Origin of the sequence: Glutamicibacter sp. NPDC087583, from assembly GCF_044743685.1 — a bacterium.
Taxonomy (GTDB): Bacteria; Actinomycetota; Actinomycetes; order Actinomycetales; family Micrococcaceae; genus Glutamicibacter.
In genome coordinates, this window is the sequence record NZ_JBIUWY010000004.1 from 21251 (window position 1) to 38405 (window position 17155).

Sequence of the window (17155 nt, forward strand, 5' to 3'; positions counted from 1 at the left end):
GAGCTAGGCCGGGCCTTCGCGCTGCCTGCTTAAAGCCGGTCGCGCAGCGACTGCACCCAGGCACGGGCTTCACTGAATGCCGCATCTGAATTATGGGTATCCACGGCCGGCTCCAGGCCTTGGGCGGCTGGGTAGGAACCGAGGAAGCGCAGGTGCGGGGACAGCCGGTGCAGCCCCGACAAGGCGGCGGCAACGCGTTCCTCGGCCACGTGGCCTTCGATATCGACGGAGAAGAAGTACTCGCCCAGGCTCTTGCCTGTAGGACGCGATTCGATGCGCGAGAGGTTCACGCCGCGGGCGGTGAATTGCTCGAGAATTTCCATCAGCGCACCGGGACGGTCCTCGGGCAGCGGCAGGATCAGCGTTGACTTGTCCACGCCGGTAGGCTGCGGAATCCTTCCCGGACGAGTCACGAGGATGAAGCGGGTCACCGCGCCGATATTGTCCTCGACCCCGCTGGCCAGCACCTTCAGGCCGCGCTCCTGGGCTACCAGCGGAGAGCAGATCGCCGCATCATGCGGCGGTTCGTCCTCTTCGAGAGCCAGGGCGCCGGCTGCCGTGGAAGAAGCCGGGGTGAATGCGGCCCCGGGAATATTCGCTTCGGCCCATAAGCGGCACTGCGCCCAGGCATGCCCGTGGGTGGAGATCTGCCTTATCTGCTCCAGCGAGTCGATGCCGGGGCGTACCGCCAGCACGAAAGTGATCGGAACCAGGATTTCGGAAACAATCTGCAGGGCTTCGCCCTGCGCAATGGCGTCCAAGGTGGCCGAAACGCCGCCTTCTACCGAGTTCTCGATCGGGACCATCGCCGCGTCCGCGGTCCCCTCGCGCACCATGGTCAGCGCCACGTTGACGTTGGAGGCCGCGATCCGCTGCGCCTCGGCAGCCCCGGGAACCTGCAGCAGGGCCGACTCGGTGAAAGTGCCAGCAGGTCCCAGATAGGCATAGTTCATCGTACGGTTGGCTCCTGGCCGTTATCCGCTTCCATTGGCAAGCCCGCTTCGATCCACGCATCGGAACCGCCGGCGACGTTGAAGGCGGTGTAGCCCATCACGGTGAGCCACGATGCGGCCTGGGCCGAACGGCCACCGGTACGGCAGATGACGTAGGTGTCTACATCCGGGTCAAGCTCGGAAATCTTCTCTGGCAAGGAGCCAAGGGGAATATGGGTTGCTCCGGCAGCACGGCCGGCTTCCCATTCGAAGTCTTCGCGCACGTCAAGGATGAAGGCATCCTTCGGGACATCATTGACCGAAACAGTCTCAAAATCGCTCACGGCTAGCATTCCTCTCACATAGGGTGTTTGCTTATAAGACTAGTCATTTCCTGCGTCGAAAGCCGACATGTTTCCCTCAAGCGCCCTGAAATTGCGAGACGAGCTGGCCCGCGGCGAGCGTTCAAGCCGCGAGGTCACCGAGCACTACCTCAAGCGCATCGAAGAGCAGGCGGACCTAGGTGCTTTCGTCCACGTGGCAGAAAATGCGATGGAGGCCGCGGCAGCGGCGGACCAGGCGCATGCCCGTGGCGACATTGGCCGCCTGCATGGGCTCCCCACCGCGTTCAAGGACCTCAATGACGTGGCCGGGATGCCTACCACCTATGGCACTGCGGCGATGCCTGCGATGGTCGCTGAACGTGATCACTCCTTGGTGGCCAGGCTGCGCGCCGAGGGCGTGGTGGTCCTGGGCAAGACGCAGGTTCCGGAATTCGGGCTGAGCAGCTATTCAGAGAACCTCGTGGCGCCCCCATCACGCAATCCCTTTGATCCCACGCGCTCGTCGGGCGGTTCCTCTGGCGGGCAGGCCGCGGCGATTGCCGCCGGCATGATTCCGCTGGGTCCGGGCTCTGATGGCGGCGGTTCGGTTCGCATCCCCGCGGCCGCCTGCGGGCTGGTAGGCCTGAAGCCTTCTTTGGGCCGCGTTCCCAGCGACATCCTTGATGGCTACACCGATCCCATGGGCGCACCGAAGCTAGCGGTTAGCGGACCGTTGGCCCATGATGCCTTGGATGCGGCTTTGCTGCTTGACGCCATGCGCGGCAAGGACCACTATCTGCCGTTGCTGCAGGGAAGCTACCCCCAGCGCCTGGACGGGCTGAAGATTGGGTACAGCATCCATTCCCCGTTTGAACCGGTCTATGAAATTACCCTGGCGCAAGAAGCCCGGGCTTCATTTGCCCAGGGCCTTGAACGCCTTGGAGAACGGCATCGCGTCCAGCCGGCCAACCTGCACTACGCCACGGACTATCCGGAAACCTTCGCGGCGGTGTGGACCAATGGGCTGAAGGACGTTCCGGTCGCGGATGATTCGCTGCTCGGCGATTTGGCAAGGGATTTCCGCCGACGTGCCGCCGACCGCTCGCTGGAACAGAGCCTGCAGGCAGGTTCGAGGTTGAAGCAGATTGCGGCCGACTTCGTGCGCCAATGGTCCGCCTACGATGTCGTGGCCACCCCTGCCATGGCCTCGATCCCGCCGAAGATCGGGCACTATACACAATCCACAGCCGATGTGGATTATATGTTGCAGTGCCAGTACACCCCCTACACTTCCATGGTGAACGTCGCCTCAGTAGCGGCCATCACCGTTCCGGTAGGCCACTCCAACGAGGGGTTACCAATGAGTATTCAGCTGATTTCCCCGCGCTCGGACGAAGGACTGCTGCTCGCGCTGGCAGCCCAGATACAGGTGTGACCTTTCCCATATAAGTAGGTACTCGGGTGGGCAAGGGCGAAAAATATTACGTATGTCTACTGCAACAACGAGCACCAAAGCTTCCGGAAAGACCTTCTTCGGTCACCCCGGTGCGCTCGCAAGCCTCTTCAGCGTGGAAATGTGGGAACGATTCTCCTTCTACGGCATGCAGGGCTTGCTGGCTTACTACATGTACTACTCGGTCACCGACGGCGGCCTGGGCATGGACCAGGGTCTGGCTCTGTCGCTGGTCGGCGCCTACGGCGGCGCTGTCTACCTGTCCACCATCCTGGGCGCGTGGCTCTCCGACCGCCTGTTCGGCTCGGAACGCGTCCTGTTCTTCTCGGCTATCGCGATCATGATCGGCCATATTGGCCTGGCGCTCCTGCCCGGCTATGCCGGACTGGTTATCGGCCTGATCTTCGTTGCCGTCGGTTCCGGCGGCCTGAAGGCCAACGCTGTAGCCCTGGTGGGCTCCCTGTACTCCAAGGAAGATCCGCGCATCGATGCCGGCTTCTCCCTGTTCTACATGGGCGTGAACATCGGCGGGCTGCTCGGCCCACTGCTCACCGGTTGGCTGCAGGTCCAGTACGGCTTCCACATCGGCTTCGCCGCTGCCGCGGTCGGCATGGCTATCGGCCTGGGGATCTATGCCCTTGGACGCAAGAAGCTGCCGGACTCCGGCCGCATCCCAAGCAACCCGCTGCCTGCCTCTGAGCGCAACCGCTATGTGGTCATCTTCGCTGCCGTGATCGTTCTGATCATTGCCGCTTTCGCATCCAAGATCGTGACTCCGGAGAATTTGGCAAGCACCATCGCCTACGTGGTGATCGCCGCTTCGATCATCTACTTCGCGTTGATCCTGCGCAGCAAGAAGGTTGACGCCACCGAGCGCAAGCAAGTCTGGGCATTCATTCCGTTCTACATCGGTTCGGCTGCCTTCTGGGCCCTGTTCCAGCAGCAGTTCACCTTCATTGCCGCTTACTCGGATCAGCGCCTGGACCGCCACCTGGGCAGCTGGGAAATGCCACCGAGCTGGGTTACCTCGATCAACCCGGTCTTCATCATCATCTTCGCCGGTATCTTCGCCGCATTGTGGACCAAACTGGGCAAGCGCCAGCCACGCACATCAATGAAGTTCGGCCTGGCACTGGTGGTTGTGGGTGCGGCCTTCTTGCTGTTCATCCCGCTGGAATCCTTCGTGAAGACCCCGCTGCTGGCGCTGGTCGGCATCCTGCTGCTGTGCACCTTTGCCGAGCTGCTGCTCTCGCCAGTGGGCCAGGCAATTGCCACCAAGCTGGCTCCAGCCGCCTTCGGCACCCAGATGATCGCCTTGTTCTTCCTGTCGGTTTCGCTGGGCACCACCCTGTCGGGTGTGCTGGCCGGCTACTACACCGAGGGCAACGAGATCCCGTACTTCATCGCCATGGGCGGCACCGCTGTTGTCCTGGGTATTGCCATGATGGCAGCTACCCCGGCCTTGAAGAAGCTGATGGGCCCGATCCTCTAGGCGTTCGATCATGCGAAAAGCGGTTGGTTCATTTGAACCAACCGCTTTTTTCATGCCCGGGGATTATCGAAGAAGCCCTTGTGAGAAGGTCACGTTGTCGTAATACGAGTCGTAGCCGAACCCGGTTGACAATGCCCAGAAGAACCAGATGGCTACCGCATAAATGACTATGGCTAGTGCCAATCCAATCCATGAGGTAATTAGCCCGGCCAGGCTCAAGCCCCGGGAGCTGGGTTCACGCCGGTAGGCCAGGTGCCCGGTAATGACTCCGGCCAGCGGAACAAGGATAATGACAGTGAAGCCTAGCAACGACAAGATGCCAAGCACCAGGGAAGCCACCGAGAGGCCGGCGGATTCAGGCGGTCGTTGGTAGGGGTTCTGCGGATACTGGTAGTAGCTCATTTGCCTACCATTCTTCTACGAAACTGCGATAAGCGCATCAATCTGAAAGGCAATCTGTGGCACACCTCCGAGCTGGCCAGCCAGCCCAAGAATCAGACCTGATCAATTTGCAGGAGGTACTCGATGCCTACAGCACCCTGGTTCCTTCCAGCGGCAACCCCGACCAGGCCGTCATTTTCGGCACCTCGGGACATCGCGGAAGCTCCCTGAACACAACCTTCAATGAAACGCATATCGCTGCGATCACCCAGGCCGTGGTCGACTACCGCAACGGTGCGGGGATCACCGGCCCGATGTACGTGGGCAAGGACAGCCACGCACTCTCCGCGCCCGCATACCGCACCGCCCTTGAAGTCTTGGCAGGCAACGGCGTCACCGTGCTCGCCGATGACGGACTGACTCCCACTCCAGCGGTCAGCCACGCAATCCTGGTACATAACGCTAGCGGCGGCGAACAGGCCGATGGCCTGATCATCACCCCATCGCACAACCCGCCAACCGACGGCGGCATCAAGTACAACCCGCCGCATGGCGGACCGGCAGAATCCGGAATCACCGGACCCATCGCTGCACGGGCCAACGAATTGCTGGCCAGCGGAGCGGTCAAGCGCGGCGAGCCGAATGCCCGGCCTTTCGACTTCCGCGAACTGTACATCGCCAATATGGCTGAAGTCATCGACTTCAAGGCCATCGCCGAGTCCGGCATTTCCATTGGCGCAGATCCGCTGGGCGGGGCTTCGGTGCACTACTGGGGCGAAATCGGCCGCCGATACGGCCTGAACCTCGAAGTGGTCAACGAGTCCGTGGATCCGCGCTTCGGCTTCATGACCTTGGACAAGGACGGGAAGATCCGCATGGATTGCTCCTCCGCCCATGCAATGGCCTCCCTCGTGGCCAATCGCGAGAAGTACGACATCGCGACCGGGAACGATGCCGATGCTGACCGCCACGGCATTGTCACCCCGGATGCCGGCCTGATGAATCCGAACCACTTCCTGGCCGTGGCCATCGACTACCTGCTCACCCACCGTCCGCAGTGGCCAGGTGATGCCCAGATCGGCAAGACCCTGGTCTCCTCGGTGCTCATCGACAAGGTGGTGGCTTCCCACAGCCGGACCCTGCGCGAGGTACCGGTGGGCTTCAAGTACTTCGTTGAACCGCTGGCTTCCGGCAGGGTCGCTTTTTGCGGCGAGGAATCGGCCGGGGCAAGCTTCTTGGACTTCTCCGGCAAGGCATTCAGCACCGACAAGGACGGCCTGATGCTGGCCCTGCTGGCCAGCGAGATCCGCGCAGTAACCGGCAAGAGCCCCAGCCAGCTGCATGCCGAACTGGTAGAGCGCCACGGCCCCAGCTTCTACGACCGCTTTGACGCGCCCGCAAACCGCGAGCAGAAGGCCGTACTGGGCAAGCTGGACCCATCGATGGTCACCGCTACCGAACTGGCATCGGATCCGATTACCGCCAAGGCCACGCAAGCGGCCGGCTTCCCCATTGGCGGCTTGAAGGTTTCCAGCGAGCACGCATGGTTTGCCGCGCGCCCATCGGGCACGGAAGACATCTACAAGATCTATGCAGAATCAACAAAATCACCCGAGCATCTGCAGCAGGTGCTGGCTGAAGCTCGGGTGATTGTTGATGCTGCGCTAGCTGGCTAGTGCAGCTTTGCGGTCCATGGATCGATGGCCACGGCTGGCTGCTTGCGGGTAGCCAGCCAGTGGCCCAGCCAGAGCAGCAGGAAGATCGGCAAGCCAATGTAGCTCGAAGCCATCTGCAGCAAGTTTCCATCCACGATCGCCTGGTAGTTCTGGCCGACGATCACCACGATCAGGATCACGAAAGCCAGGATCGGTCCCAACGGGAACAGTGGCGCCTTGTACGGCAGGTTCGCGAGATCCTGCCCGCTGGCAATATATGCCTTACGGAATTTGTAGTGGCACACTGCGATACCCACCCAGGCAATGAAGCCGGAGAGACCCGAAACGTTCAGCAACCAGGTATATGCCGAACCCTGGCCGACAATCGCGGTCAGGAAGCCGAAAAGGCCTACCGAGGCGGTTAGAAGCATTGCCGGCATGGGAACGCCGCGCTTGTTCAAGCGGGCGAAGATCTTTGGAGCCTTGCCGTCCAACGCCATCGAATAAAGCATGCGCGCAGAGGCATATAGGCCGGAGTTGCCTGCGGAGAGGATGGCCGAGAGGATCACCGCATTCATCAGTGCCGCGGCGAAGGCTACGCCCGCACGTTCGAAGACCAGGGTGAATGGCGAGGTGGTGATATCCGATGCCTCGGAAGAGAGCAGGGATGGATCCATATACGGGATCAGCATGCCAATGACGAAGATCGCGCCGATGTAGAAGAGCATGATGCGCCAGAAGATCGCCTTGATGGCGCGTGGGATGTCGCGCTGGGGGTTCTCGGCTTCACCGGCGGCCACGCCGATCAGTTCGGTTCCCTGGAAGGAGAAACCGGCGATCATGAAGACCGAGACGATGGACAGCCAGCCGCCAACAAATGGCGCTTCGCCATCGGTCCAATTGCTGAAGCCAGGGGTGGAGTCGCCCAGGATGCCGAAGATCATCGCGACACCGCAGATCAAGAAGACCACCACGGTGATGACCTTGATCGCGGCCAACCAGTATTCGCCCTCGCCAAAGGCCTTGGCGGACAGCGCATTCAATCCGGTGAGCAGCACCAGGAAGATGGCCGCCCAGATCCATCCCGGGGCATCAGGGAACCAGTAGGACATGATGATGCCAGCTGCCACCAGTTCGGCAGCCACGGTAATGGCCCAGTTGAACCAGTAGTTCCAGCCGATCGCGAAGCCGAAGTGGCGGTTCACGAAGACCGTTGCGTAAGTCTGGAAGGAGCCGGCGACCGGAAGCCGGGCGCTCATTTCTCCCAACGACTGCATCAAGAGCAGCACCATCATGCCGATCAGCGCGTAGGCCACCAGCGAGCCACCGGGGCCAGCTTGGGCAATGGTGCCGCCGGACGCGACGAATAGTCCGGTACCAATCGAGCCGCCAATGGCAATCATCTGCATATGGCGAGCTTTGAGGCCACGCTTCAAACCGTCCTGGGACGGTGCGGGCTCAGTCATGCGTTACATCTCCTGATGCTTGAAAATTTCCAACCTATCAATCCAAGCACCCTGACAAGCCATAAAGCTATGAACCGCGCTACAGTAAGCGATCAATAATCTTTCGCTTGGCCCATGAATATGGAGGATATATTGCGCTCAGGGTATCAACGACGGTTGTTTTGTTGAATTCCGAGCGCATCTGCGAAAGCCGTTCGAACCCGTGCTTGCCGTGGTAGGCCCCCATTCCGCTCGGTCCCACACCGCCGAAAGGCAGGGTTGGAACGATCATCTGGGCCAACGGAGCATTATGCACAATGGAGCCGGCTCGCACCCGATCAGAGAAAATCGACTGCAGGCGCGGGCTTTCGCTCATCAGGTAAGCGGCCAGCGGCGACGGCCGCCGGGCAATGAATTCGAGGGCTTCCTCGAAGGTTTCCACTTCGATCACCGGCAGGATCGGACCGAAAATCTCTTCGGTCATCAAACTTCCCTCGAGGTCCACATTGCGCATGATGCTCGGCGCGATGCGCAGGGTATCCTCGTCGTACTCGCCGCCGAAAACCACCTCGCCTTGCTCGAACATCGACAGCAGCCGCTCAAAGTGCTTGCGGCTGACGATGCGGCCAAAGTCCGGATGGGTCAGCGGTTCCTTGCCGTAGAAGCTGGTGATGGCCTGGCCCAGGCGCCTGATGAGCTCAGACGAGTCGCCCACGCTCAATACGTAATCCGGCGCCACGCAGGTCTGGCCGGCATTCATGAACTTGGCGTAAGCCAAGCGCTTCGCGGAAGCCAACGAATCGTTCTCCACCACGGCCGGCGATTTTCCGCCCAATTCCAAGGTGGTAGGCGTCAGATGCTTCGCGGCCGCGGCAGCCACGATCTTGGCCACGCGTTCGCCGCCGGTGTAGAAAATGTGGTCCCAGCGGGCGGCAAGCAACTCGGTGGAGGTATCCACGCCGCCTTCAACTACCGCGTAAACCCGTTCGTCGAGGTAGACCGGGAGGAACTTGGCCAAGGCGCCTGAGGTCGCAGGAGCCAGCTCGGATGGCTTGATGACCGCAGCGTTGCCGGCAGCAATGGCCGCGACCAGCGGTGCGAGCACCAGCTGAACCGGATAGTTCCAGGCTCCGATAATCAGCACGACCCCCAGCGGGCGCGGCTCGACCTTGGCCATGGCTGGCTGCAAGGCCAGCGGAACCTTGACACTGGTGGAATCCATCCACTCAACGAGGTGGCGCTGGGCGAAATCTATTTCCGCGCGCACCACGTCGATTTCGGAGAATTTGGCTTCGGTGGCACTCTTGCCCAAGTCCTCAGCCAAGGCCTGGACGAAGTCTTCCAGATGCTCTTCCAGCATCTTCTCCAGTGCCTTGAGCTGCTGCAGGCGGAAGCGTCGCGGATGCGTGATCCGCGTGTCCGCAGAACGCCGCAAATGACTCAGAACTGTTGCTATGCGCGATGGATGCTCGTCCACCGGAGGTGCGGAATCACCGACCGGTTCGGGCAACGGAGTGGAAGTAAACAGACCCATGATTTGAGCGTACGTCACTGGGACTATTTTTCATCGTTTAATTCGCCAGAGGATTCAATATGTATCAAATAGTTGATACATTGATTTCCATGAACCAGTTCTCGGCGAGCGCCATATCCATCGCTTTCGTTGCCGCAATCATCTGCGTTTGGTTGCGTTCGGTGGCGCACAGGCGTGGAACACCAGCTATCGACCGGGCCCGATCCCACTCGTTCTGGTGCGCATTGATCGCATTCTTTGCTTCAACCTCATGGGATTTGTCTGAGACCTGGCGCGTTTCAATGACCGAGCCCAATTCAGGTTCGGCTCTCGCTGAAGCACTCACTCCGGGGATCTGGGTTCTTCTGGTTTACCTCATCGGCTTGTTCACTTGGCCCAAGGAACTCCAGCCAGTGCGCACCGCTTCATTAGAGGCCCGCAGCCTGACAACTCCGTTTCCCAAGGCCCTAGGGGCTTTCGTTGGGCTTTTGCTGCTGATCGCGGTCGGCTCCCTGTGGCCGGCGTCCAAAGTCGAAGGGCTCGTTGGCGTTCCGGCCTCGGAATTCACGACCTTTGATTTTGACGGCATCTATTCATACACGTCGGAGGGTCCGTATGATGGGCGGTTGCCGGGCACACAGATGCTCCCGGTATTCATCGTGGCCCTGGCAGGGATCATCGTGGCCGCGGCTGTGATTACCGTAGTTATCCTGAAAAGACCTGCCTTGGCCGGCATCTCGGCCGAAGACAACCAAGCGTTGCGCACAGTCTGGCTCAACCGCTTGATGCGCAATATCGGCATCGTCTTGCTGGCCTTCACCGTGTCGGTGGTCAATTACTCGCAGGCTAATTCGCCGGATGGACAGTACGAGTTCGTTAGCTATGGCGCCCTTGCGGTCGCCCTCACGTTGCTCTTCTGGGGACCGCGCTCTACATTCTCAGCTCAATCCACCACCAGGGAACGGACCGCCTTCTCGCGTTTGCGTGATCAACTATTCACCTTGCAATACGTAACTGCAGCACTCACCTTGCTCAGCGTTGCAATCGGCTGGTCATTCTTGCCACTGGATGACGAGCTCCAGATGCCTACCAATGAGCGAACTACGTGGATCTTAATGATCTTTGCCGGTGCGGCTTTGAGCTATGCCGTTCTCAATGCGCTTTATCTCAGCTACGTCAGCACGGTGGCCCGGCAGGCGTCTGCAGCACCCAAGTACCACGCGCCCCTGCCCTTGTGGTCCTACATCGCCGCTGGCTTGCTGTTTGCCACCAGCACCTATTTTCTGCTCGATCCGCCGCTGGACTATTTGTGGGGCTTCGTGCCTCCAGGCAAGACAATGGTTGCAGGATTGATCCTGCTGTTGCTGGCAACCCATCTTGGATTCGTCTGGTTCTCCCGCCGGGCAATTATTCCCTGGGCTGTCTCGTCGGCCGAAGAAATCTGGTACCGCAAGGTCCTGGAACTGCGTTCAATGCGTGTTAACACCAGTGCAGTGGTAGCCATGCTGCTCATTGGCTACGGATTCCCGGCCGGGCTGGGACTCTTTGCATTGCTTATCTTCGTTGTCCCAGCAGTCATTTTCCTAGAGCGCCCCGGTAGCGCCTTCGTGCGGGAACATCAGCCGGCAGCTACTTCATGAGCACGCAGATCAGTGTTGACCTCCAAGCAGCTACCCCGCCCTATGAGCAGATCCGCTCGCAGATTGCTTCACTGATCTCCTTGGGCGATCTGCCCTCGGGAAGCAAGCTGCCTACTGTGCGTGCGCTGGCCACGGACCTCGGCGTCGCTGCCGGTACAGTGGCGCGCGCCTACAAGGAGCTGGAAGCCGAAGAGCTGATCACCTCCCGGCGCCGTGCCGGCACAGTGGTCAACGAGCGGCCGCAGCCGGTGGATACCAGTGAAGATCTCCTGGCCGCCGTGGATCACCTCTGGGCGTTGGCGGCCGCGCAGAAGGTGGATGCGGCCACGCTCAAGGCCTTGGTGGCGCGGCGCGAGCGTAAGTAACTTGTCCTCGGAACCGGTTGTGCGTACGCTCTATGGCAGTGACACGGGGTGTCGGATCAACCGACTGAGATAAGACCCGTAGAACCTGATCTAGTTCACGCTAGCGGAGGGATGTCGCATGGCTTTGCATGCAGTTGCCCAAAAATACCGGCAACAATCACCTTTGGTTTTTTGCCTGACCAATACCGTCGTATCCAATTTCACCGCCAATGTCTTGCTGGCATCCGGGGCTTCCCCGGCCATGACGGATCTGCCCGGAGAGGCCGGCCCATTCGCGAAGGCAGCTTCAGCCGTATTGGTGAATTTGGGAACTCCAAGCACTGAACAGCTGACCGCCATGGAAGAAGCTGTGCAGTCGGCGAGCGCTGCAGGCACCCCCTGGGTCCTGGATCCAGTGGCAGTGGGAGCGCTTCCGGTGCGCACGGAGTTTGCCCGGCGCATTGTCCGGCAACGCCCGACCCTGATTCGCGGCAACGCCTCGGAAATCCTGGCCCTGGCCGGCCGGCAATCTGCTTCGCGCGGTGTCGATGCCTTGGATGAGGTTTCTGCCGCCTTGGCGGCGGGACGCGAACTGGCCACGGAACACGACTGCGTAGTGGCCATTTCCGGCCAGGCTGACGCCATCATCGACGCCGCGCGTACCGTCTTGGTGCATACCAACGGAATTGGCTTGACCCGGATGACAGGTGGCGGCTGCGCCTTGGGCGCGGTCTGCGCCGGGATGGTTGCGGTCCACGATGACCCGTTCGAGGCCACCATCGCAGCCCACGGTTTCTATGGCCTGGCCGCGGAAAAGGCCCTGGCTGGCAGCTCCGGTCCGGGCAGCTTCGCAGTTGCCTTCCTTGATGCGCTGTCGGCTGCCGATCCCGGGGAACTGAAGACTTTGAAGTACGAGGAATTGAACCATGCATAATTACGGCGCTTATCTAGTAGCCAACACTGCCAGCTGCACCCCACGCAGCACCCTGGAAGTTATCGAGGGCGCCGTCGCCGGAGGGATCGGGTGGATCCAGCTGCGCGCCAAGGATGAAAGCGCCCGGGAATTCTTCGAGCTGGCCTGCGCGGCTGCCAAGCTCACCGAGGGCAAAGCCCAGTTGCTGATCAATGACCGCATTGACGTCTACCTCGCGTCACGGGCTGCTGGCGCAGCAGTGAACGGCATCCATATCGGGCAAAAAGATGTGCCGGTACAGTTGGCTCGCCAGATCATCGGCGAGGGCATCATCGGCTTGAGTGCTTCCAGCGATGAGCAATTGGCCCAGGCGAACAAGGACGCCTCGGTGATCGACTACCTCGGTGTAGGAGCCATCCGCGCCACTCCGACGAAAAAAGACCATCCTGCTCCCCTGGGGCTGGACGGCTTTGCGCGAGCCGCTGCCTTGGCCAAGCTGCCCTGCGTAGCGATCGGCGCAATTACCCAAGACGATGCCGCCGCGATCCGCGCCGGCGGCGGCGCAGGCCTGGCCGTGGTCCGCGCCATCTGCAACGCCGAAGATCCGCAACTTGCCAGCGCGCAGCTGGTCGCAGCCTGGGAGGCCTCGAAATGAACATCCTATCCATCGCAGGCTCCGATCCTTCCGGCGGCGCCGGAATCCAAGCGGATCTGAAGGCCATTGCCGCCAACGGCGGCTACGGAATGTGCGTGATCACCGCTTTGACTGCGCAAAACACCCATGGGGTATCCGGAGTTCAGGCGATCAGCGGCGATTTCGTCCTCGCGCAGCTCGAAGCCGTGAGTACAGATATCCGCATCGATGCGATCAAGATCGGGATGCTGGCCAACGCCGAGGTGATCCGCGCAGTCACCAGCTGGCTGGAAACTGTTGACGCCCCCGTCGTGCTGGACCCGGTCATGGTGGCGACCAGCGGGGATCGCCTGCTCGACGACGAATCCGCCCTTGATTCGCTACTGGATCGCGCCACGGTGATTACCCCGAACCTGCTGGAGCTGGCCAGCTTGCTGCGCGAGCCTGTGGCCCCTTCCTGGGACGAAGCCCTGCGCCAGGCCCAGCGGCTGGCTGCCAAGCACGGCACGCTGGTGCTGTCCAAGGGCGGGCACCTGGCCGGGGCGGATTGCCCCGATGCCCTGGTGTCGGCGGGCGGGGTGCAACTGGAGCTGCACGGCCCGCGCCATGCCACCAGGAACACCCACGGCACCGGCTGCACCCTTTCCAGCACTCTGGCTACCCGCTTCGCTGCCACTGGAGATTGGATCGCCGCGTTGGAGCAGTCCAAGTCCTACCTCTCCAAGGCCATCGCAGCGGCCGACCAATTGCAGGTGGGCAGCGGCCACGGCCCGGTCAACCACTTCATCGACTTCTTCGGCACGGCAGATCCCATGGGCGACTGGTGGCAGAAGATCCAGCCGATCCGCGAGGAAATCGACCAGCTGGATTTCATCACCCGGCTATCCGAGGGCACCTTGGACCGGGATGACTTCCACTACTACATCGCCCAGGATGCGCTGTATCTGCTGCGCTATGCCAAGGTGCTTTCGCTGGCCAGCTCGATGGCGCCGGATCTCGGTGCCCAGCGTTTCTGGTCGCGTGGCGCCAACGGCATCCTCGATGGCGAGCTGCAGCTGCACGGCAGCTACCTGGACGAGTTCGCTGATACGCCCAGCGCCACCACGCTGAACTACACCAACCACCTGGCCGCCAGCCAGGAGAGCTACGGGGAGCTGATTGCCGCGATCCTGCCTTGCTACTGGCTGTACCAGGACATCGGCAAGCGGTTGTCGGCAGCCAACCATGCCGAGCATCCTTATCGGCAATGGCTGGAAACCTATGCATCCGAGGAATTCGATTCCGCCACCGAGCAGGCCATCGAAATGGTCCGCCAGGCGTTCGAGCAGGCAGATCCGCAGCTGCGGGCCCGCATGGAGGCCGCTTTCATCCGCTCGGCGGAACATGAGCGCTCTTTCTTCGCGCAGGCGCACGAGAACCGAGTAGACTTCTCTACGGCCTAAAACCCGCAGGGCCCGGGAAGAGGAATCATGAGTTGGAGCATTCACGGCAACGGCAGGACCATCACCCCAGGTGAGGTAGTTGCCCCGGATGAGCGGCTGCATTGGCCGCAGACCGTTTCCATCGGAGCCCAGCACATCCTGGCGATGTTCGGCGCCAGCATCCTGGTGCCAACCATCACCGGCTTCCCGGTCACCACGACCTTGCTGTTCACCGGCCTGGCCACCGTCATCTTCTTGCTGATGACCAGGAACAAGGTGCCCAGCTACCTCGGCTCGTCCTTTGCGATGATTGCCCCGGTCCTCTCGACCACCCAGTCGCACAGCATGTCCGGCGCGCTGGGCGGCATCGTGATGACCGGGGCCTTGCTGTTCGTTGTCGGGCTGATCGTGCAGAAGACCGGCACCGGCTGGATCCACGCCCTGATGCCGCCGGTGGTCATGGGCACCATCGTGGCGCTCATCGGCCTGAATTTGGCCAGCGCAACGCTGGTTCCCATGACCGAGTTCCCGCTGACCACTTTCCTCACGGTGATCTTTACCGTGGTCGCGACCGTTGCGTTCAAGGGCTTGCTGGGCCGGCTGTCGATCCTCATGGGACTTCTTTGCGGCTACCTTGTTGCACTGGCCCAGGGGCAGGTGAGCTTCAAGGCGGTTGCTGCCTCGGAGTGGATCGGACTGCCAGAATTCCACACCCCGACCTTCCACTTCGACACTGCGCTGATGTTCCTGCCTGCGGTGTTCGTGCTGATCGCCGAGAACATCGGCCATGTGCGCACCGTGGGCGTGATGACCAATCGCGACCTGTCGAAGTTCAACGGCCGTGCGCTGATGGCCGATGGCGCTGCCAGCGTGCTCGCCGGTTTCGGCGGCGGTTCGGCCACGACCACCTATGCCGAGAACATCGGCGTGATGGCCGCTTCGCGCGTGTACTCGACCGCGGCCTATTGGATCGCTGCGATTGTGGCCGTGGCCCTGGCCTTCCTGCCGAAGTTCGGCGCATTGATCGGCACCATTCCAGAAGGCGTGATCGGCGGCTTGGGCATCGTGCTCTACGGCATGATCGGCATCGTCGGCGCGCGCCTGTGGATCGAGGCGAAGGTGGATTTCGGCAACCCGATCAACTTGATGACCGCCGGCACCGGCCTGATTATCGCCATTGCGGTGACCAAGGAAATCGCTTTCGGCCAGCTCCAGCTGGGCGGCATCGCCCTGGGCTCGATCGCCACCTTGGTGGTCTTCCACCTGATGAGTATCGTCGCCAAGATGCGCGGCAACGATTTGGCGGACTCGCAGAAGCCTGCGGATAGCTAGCAAATAAATTCCCCGCAGGCCGGCATCGCGATAACTCGCAATGCCGGCCTGCTTTTTTGCCAAGAATTCGGGAGCTGGCCAGTCATGAACCGGCGACGCGCACTGGGCCTCCCCGGTCTTGAAGTAAGGACTCCTTCCAATTTGTGATCGATCTCCCATAAAAAATCGGGAAATCGGGATTCTGCGGCTCTCGAATCCGATAGCATGGCTCATTGTGACTGCGACTACATCAGACGGAAAACTCTCCGCGCGACTCATCTTCATCGCCCTCGGGGCGGCATTGGGTGGGTTCGTTTTCGGATATGACTCATCAATCGTTAACGGCACCGTGGACGCTGTCGAGCACGAATTCGGGCTCAACGCGGTAACCATCGGATTCACCGTTTCCTGCGCCCTGCTCGGCGCAGCACTGGGAGCTTGGATAGCGGGTGTGGTCTCCGAACGCGTGGGACGCGTGCGCACCATGCTCTTCGCCTCCATCCTCCTGGCAGCATCAGCCATCGGCTGCGGCCTGTGCTTCGGCGTAACCGACCTGATCATCTGGCGCATTGTCGGCGGCATCGGCGTGGGCTTCGCCTCGGTGATCGCCCCTGCCTACATTGCCGAAGTCTCCCCGGCCGCGCATCGCGGACGCCTGGGCACCATGCAGCAGATGGCCATCGTGCTGGGCATCTTCGTGGCCTTCCTGGTCAGCGCGCTGCTGGTCTTCGTCATGGGCTCGGCGGATGCCGTCGGCTTGTTCGGCCTGGCGGCCTGGCGCTGGATGTACCTGTCGCTGCTGGTTCCAGCAGTGCTCTACGGCCTGCTCTCGCTGCGCCTGCCCGAATCTCCCCGCTACCTGGTCGAGCGCGGCCGCTTCGTTGAAGCAGCTACCGTGCTGACCCGCGATATGGGCATGAACGCCGGCACGGATACCGAAAAGAAGATCGAAGAGATCCGCTCCACCGTGCACATCGAGCGCCGCCAGGTCTTCAAGGACCTGCTGGGCCGCTTCGGCTTCCACCCGCTGGTGTGGGTCGGCATCCTGCTCTCGGTCTTCCAGCAGTTCGTCGGCATCAACGTGATCTTCTACTACTCCACGACGCTGTGGAAGTCCGTCGGCTTTGCCGAATCGGATTCCTTCACGATTTCGCTGATCACCTCGGCGACCAACGTGCTGGCAACGATCGTGGCGGTGCTTCTGATCGACGTGCTGGGACGCAAGCTGCTGCTCACCATCGGCTCAGCCATCATGACCGTGTCGCTGGGCATGATGGCGGTAGCGTTCGCGCAGTCGGTCACCATCGACGGCGCCGTGTCGCTGCCGGGCAGCTGGGGCATCGTCGCCCTGGTCTCGGCCAACCTGTTCGTGGTCGGCTTCGGCGCCACCTGGGGTCCGGCCGTATGGGTATTGCTCGGCGAGATCTTCCCGAACTCGATCCGCGCCATGGCACTCGGAGTGGCAGCCTCGGCGCAGTGGATCGCCAACTTCGCCGTTTCCACCACCTTCCCGGCCCTCGCCGAGGCAGGCTTGGCATTGGCCTACGGCATCTACGCATTCTTCGCGCTGCTTTCCCTGATCTTCGTGATCTTCCTGGTCAAGGAAACCAAGGGGCGCCAACTCGAGGAGATGACCCTCTAGGCACCACCCGCAGGGCATTGCGGATTGCGCAAAGGAGGCAGGAACCAAGATGGTTC

Annotated in this window: 16 protein-coding genes and 1 riboswitch; of the genes, 10 read left to right on the forward strand and 6 right to left on the reverse strand. The window is 61.4% G+C overall.

The features are described from left to right. Nucleotides 1–29: 29 nt before the first annotated feature. A complete protein-coding gene (gene pheA / locus ACIOU9_RS11580; RefSeq protein ID WP_105658641.1) occupies nucleotides 30–953 on the reverse strand; it encodes a prephenate dehydratase in 924 nt (307 codons plus the stop codon). Beyond that, nucleotides 950–1276, reverse strand: a complete 327-nt coding sequence (locus ACIOU9_RS11585; protein ID WP_105658642.1) for a rhodanese-like domain-containing protein — start codon at nucleotides 1274–1276, stop codon at nucleotides 950–952. Before ACIOU9_RS11585 ends, pheA begins: the two co-directional genes overlap by 4 nt. Before the next feature lie 67 nt (nucleotides 1277–1343). Between ACIOU9_RS11585 and ACIOU9_RS11590 the strand changes: the two genes are divergently transcribed. Beyond that, nucleotides 1344–2690 carry an amidase gene (locus ACIOU9_RS11590; protein WP_332498965.1) on the forward strand — a complete coding sequence of 449 codons (1347 nt, stop codon included), beginning with the start codon at nucleotides 1344–1346 and terminating at the stop codon, nucleotides 2688–2690. Nucleotides 2691–2742: 52 nt separating this feature from the next. Then, nucleotides 2743–4200 carry a peptide MFS transporter gene (locus tag ACIOU9_RS11595; RefSeq protein ID WP_105658644.1) on the forward strand — a complete coding sequence of 486 codons (1458 nt, stop codon included), beginning with the start codon at nucleotides 2743–2745 and terminating at the stop codon, nucleotides 4198–4200. Between the two features lie 63 nt (nucleotides 4201–4263). On the opposite strand, the gene ACIOU9_RS11600 is transcribed toward ACIOU9_RS11595, so the two are convergent. Next, nucleotides 4264–4602, reverse strand: a complete 339-nt coding sequence (locus ACIOU9_RS11600) for a DUF4190 domain-containing protein (protein WP_105658645.1) — start codon at nucleotides 4600–4602, stop codon at nucleotides 4264–4266. 56 nt (nucleotides 4603–4658) lie between these two features. On the opposite strand from ACIOU9_RS11600, the gene pgm reads away from it, so the two are divergent. Then, nucleotides 4659–6257, forward strand: coding sequence for a phosphoglucomutase (alpha-D-glucose-1,6-bisphosphate-dependent) (gene pgm, locus ACIOU9_RS11605; RefSeq protein WP_402696980.1), 1599 nt, complete (start codon nucleotides 4659–4661; stop codon nucleotides 6255–6257). Here pgm and ACIOU9_RS11610 read toward each other — a convergent pair. The 3 genes from ACIOU9_RS11610 to ACIOU9_RS11620 all read right to left on the reverse strand — a co-directional run bounded on the left by ACIOU9_RS11610 (nucleotide 6254) and on the right by ACIOU9_RS11620 (nucleotide 9510). Then, nucleotides 6254–7702: an amino acid permease gene (locus tag ACIOU9_RS11610; protein WP_105658647.1), complete on the reverse strand. Its 1449-nt coding sequence runs from the start codon at nucleotides 7700–7702 to the stop codon at nucleotides 6254–6256. The genes pgm and ACIOU9_RS11610 overlap by 4 nt on opposite strands. A 79-nt stretch (nucleotides 7703–7781) precedes the next feature. Next, complete coding sequence (locus ACIOU9_RS11615) at nucleotides 7782–9215, reverse strand: aldehyde dehydrogenase family protein (RefSeq protein WP_105658648.1); 1434 nt, start codon at nucleotides 9213–9215, stop codon at nucleotides 7782–7784. 64 nt (nucleotides 9216–9279) lie between these two features. Next, nucleotides 9280–9510, reverse strand: a complete 231-nt coding sequence (locus ACIOU9_RS11620; RefSeq protein WP_041648259.1) for a hypothetical protein — start codon at nucleotides 9508–9510, stop codon at nucleotides 9280–9282. Here ACIOU9_RS11620 and ACIOU9_RS11625 point away from each other — a divergent pair. From ACIOU9_RS11625 to ACIOU9_RS11655, 7 genes are all read left to right on the forward strand, one after another. Continuing rightward, nucleotides 9497–10834 (forward strand): hypothetical protein, encoded by a 1338-nt coding sequence (locus ACIOU9_RS11625; protein WP_041648256.1) that lies wholly within the window; start codon nucleotides 9497–9499, stop codon nucleotides 10832–10834. The genes ACIOU9_RS11620 and ACIOU9_RS11625 overlap by 14 nt on opposite strands. After that, nucleotides 10831–11199: a GntR family transcriptional regulator gene (locus ACIOU9_RS11630; RefSeq protein WP_105658650.1), complete on the forward strand. Its 369-nt coding sequence runs from the start codon at nucleotides 10831–10833 to the stop codon at nucleotides 11197–11199. Before ACIOU9_RS11625 ends, ACIOU9_RS11630 begins: the two co-directional genes overlap by 4 nt. 34 nt (nucleotides 11200–11233) lie before the next feature. Continuing rightward, nucleotides 11234–11328: riboswitch (TPP riboswitch) on the forward strand. Then, entirely contained in the window at nucleotides 11318–12112 is a 795-nt protein-coding gene (thiM, locus tag ACIOU9_RS11635; RefSeq protein WP_402696982.1) for a hydroxyethylthiazole kinase, read from the forward strand. It overlaps the preceding riboswitch by 11 nt. After that, on the forward strand, nucleotides 12105–12746 hold the full coding sequence (thiE, locus tag ACIOU9_RS11640) for a thiamine phosphate synthase (RefSeq protein WP_402696984.1): 642 nt from the start codon (nucleotides 12105–12107) through the stop codon (nucleotides 12744–12746). The genes thiM and thiE overlap by 8 nt, the downstream gene beginning before the upstream one ends. Next, a complete protein-coding gene (gene thiD / locus ACIOU9_RS11645) occupies nucleotides 12743–14167 on the forward strand; it encodes a bifunctional hydroxymethylpyrimidine kinase/phosphomethylpyrimidine kinase (RefSeq protein WP_402696985.1) in 1425 nt (474 codons plus the stop codon). The genes thiE and thiD overlap by 4 nt, the downstream gene beginning before the upstream one ends. A gap of 27 nt (nucleotides 14168–14194) precedes the next feature. Continuing rightward, on the forward strand, nucleotides 14195–15478 hold the full coding sequence (locus tag ACIOU9_RS11650; protein WP_402696987.1) for a uracil-xanthine permease family protein: 1284 nt from the start codon (nucleotides 14195–14197) through the stop codon (nucleotides 15476–15478). Nucleotides 15479–15692: 214 nt separating this feature from the next. After that, nucleotides 15693–17099, forward strand: coding sequence for a sugar porter family MFS transporter (locus ACIOU9_RS11655; RefSeq protein WP_332498247.1), 1407 nt, complete (start codon nucleotides 15693–15695; stop codon nucleotides 17097–17099). The last annotated feature ends 56 nt before the right edge of the window (nucleotides 17100–17155 follow it).

What these genes read in the sequence shown, in the direction of transcription:
- pheA (WP_105658641.1), bottom strand. Translation starts at nt 953, where the DNA reads ATGAACTATGCCTATCTGGGACCTGCTGGCACTTTCACCGAGTCGGCC.
- ACIOU9_RS11590 (WP_332498965.1), top strand. Translation starts at nt 1,344, where the DNA reads ATGTTTCCCTCAAGCGCCCTGAAATTGCGAGACGAGCTGGCCCGCGGC.
- ACIOU9_RS11595 (WP_105658644.1), top strand. Translation starts at nt 2,743, where the DNA reads ATGTCTACTGCAACAACGAGCACCAAAGCTTCCGGAAAGACCTTCTTC.
- ACIOU9_RS11600 (WP_105658645.1), bottom strand. Translation starts at nt 4,602, where the DNA reads ATGAGCTACTACCAGTATCCGCAGAACCCCTACCAACGACCGCCTGAA.
- ACIOU9_RS11610 (WP_105658647.1), bottom strand. Translation starts at nt 7,702, where the DNA reads ATGACTGAGCCCGCACCGTCCCAGGACGGTTTGAAGCGTGGCCTCAAA.
- ACIOU9_RS11615 (WP_105658648.1), bottom strand. Translation starts at nt 9,215, where the DNA reads ATGGGTCTGTTTACTTCCACTCCGTTGCCCGAACCGGTCGGTGATTCC.
- ACIOU9_RS11625 (WP_041648256.1), top strand. Translation starts at nt 9,497, where the DNA reads ATGACCGAGCCCAATTCAGGTTCGGCTCTCGCTGAAGCACTCACTCCG.
- ACIOU9_RS11630 (WP_105658650.1), top strand. Translation starts at nt 10,831, where the DNA reads ATGAGCACGCAGATCAGTGTTGACCTCCAAGCAGCTACCCCGCCCTAT.
- thiM (WP_402696982.1), top strand. Translation starts at nt 11,318, where the DNA reads ATGGCTTTGCATGCAGTTGCCCAAAAATACCGGCAACAATCACCTTTG.
- thiE (WP_402696984.1), top strand. Translation starts at nt 12,105, where the DNA reads ATGCATAATTACGGCGCTTATCTAGTAGCCAACACTGCCAGCTGCACC.
- thiD (WP_402696985.1), top strand. Translation starts at nt 12,743, where the DNA reads ATGAACATCCTATCCATCGCAGGCTCCGATCCTTCCGGCGGCGCCGGA.
- ACIOU9_RS11650 (WP_402696987.1), top strand. Translation starts at nt 14,195, where the DNA reads ATGAGTTGGAGCATTCACGGCAACGGCAGGACCATCACCCCAGGTGAG.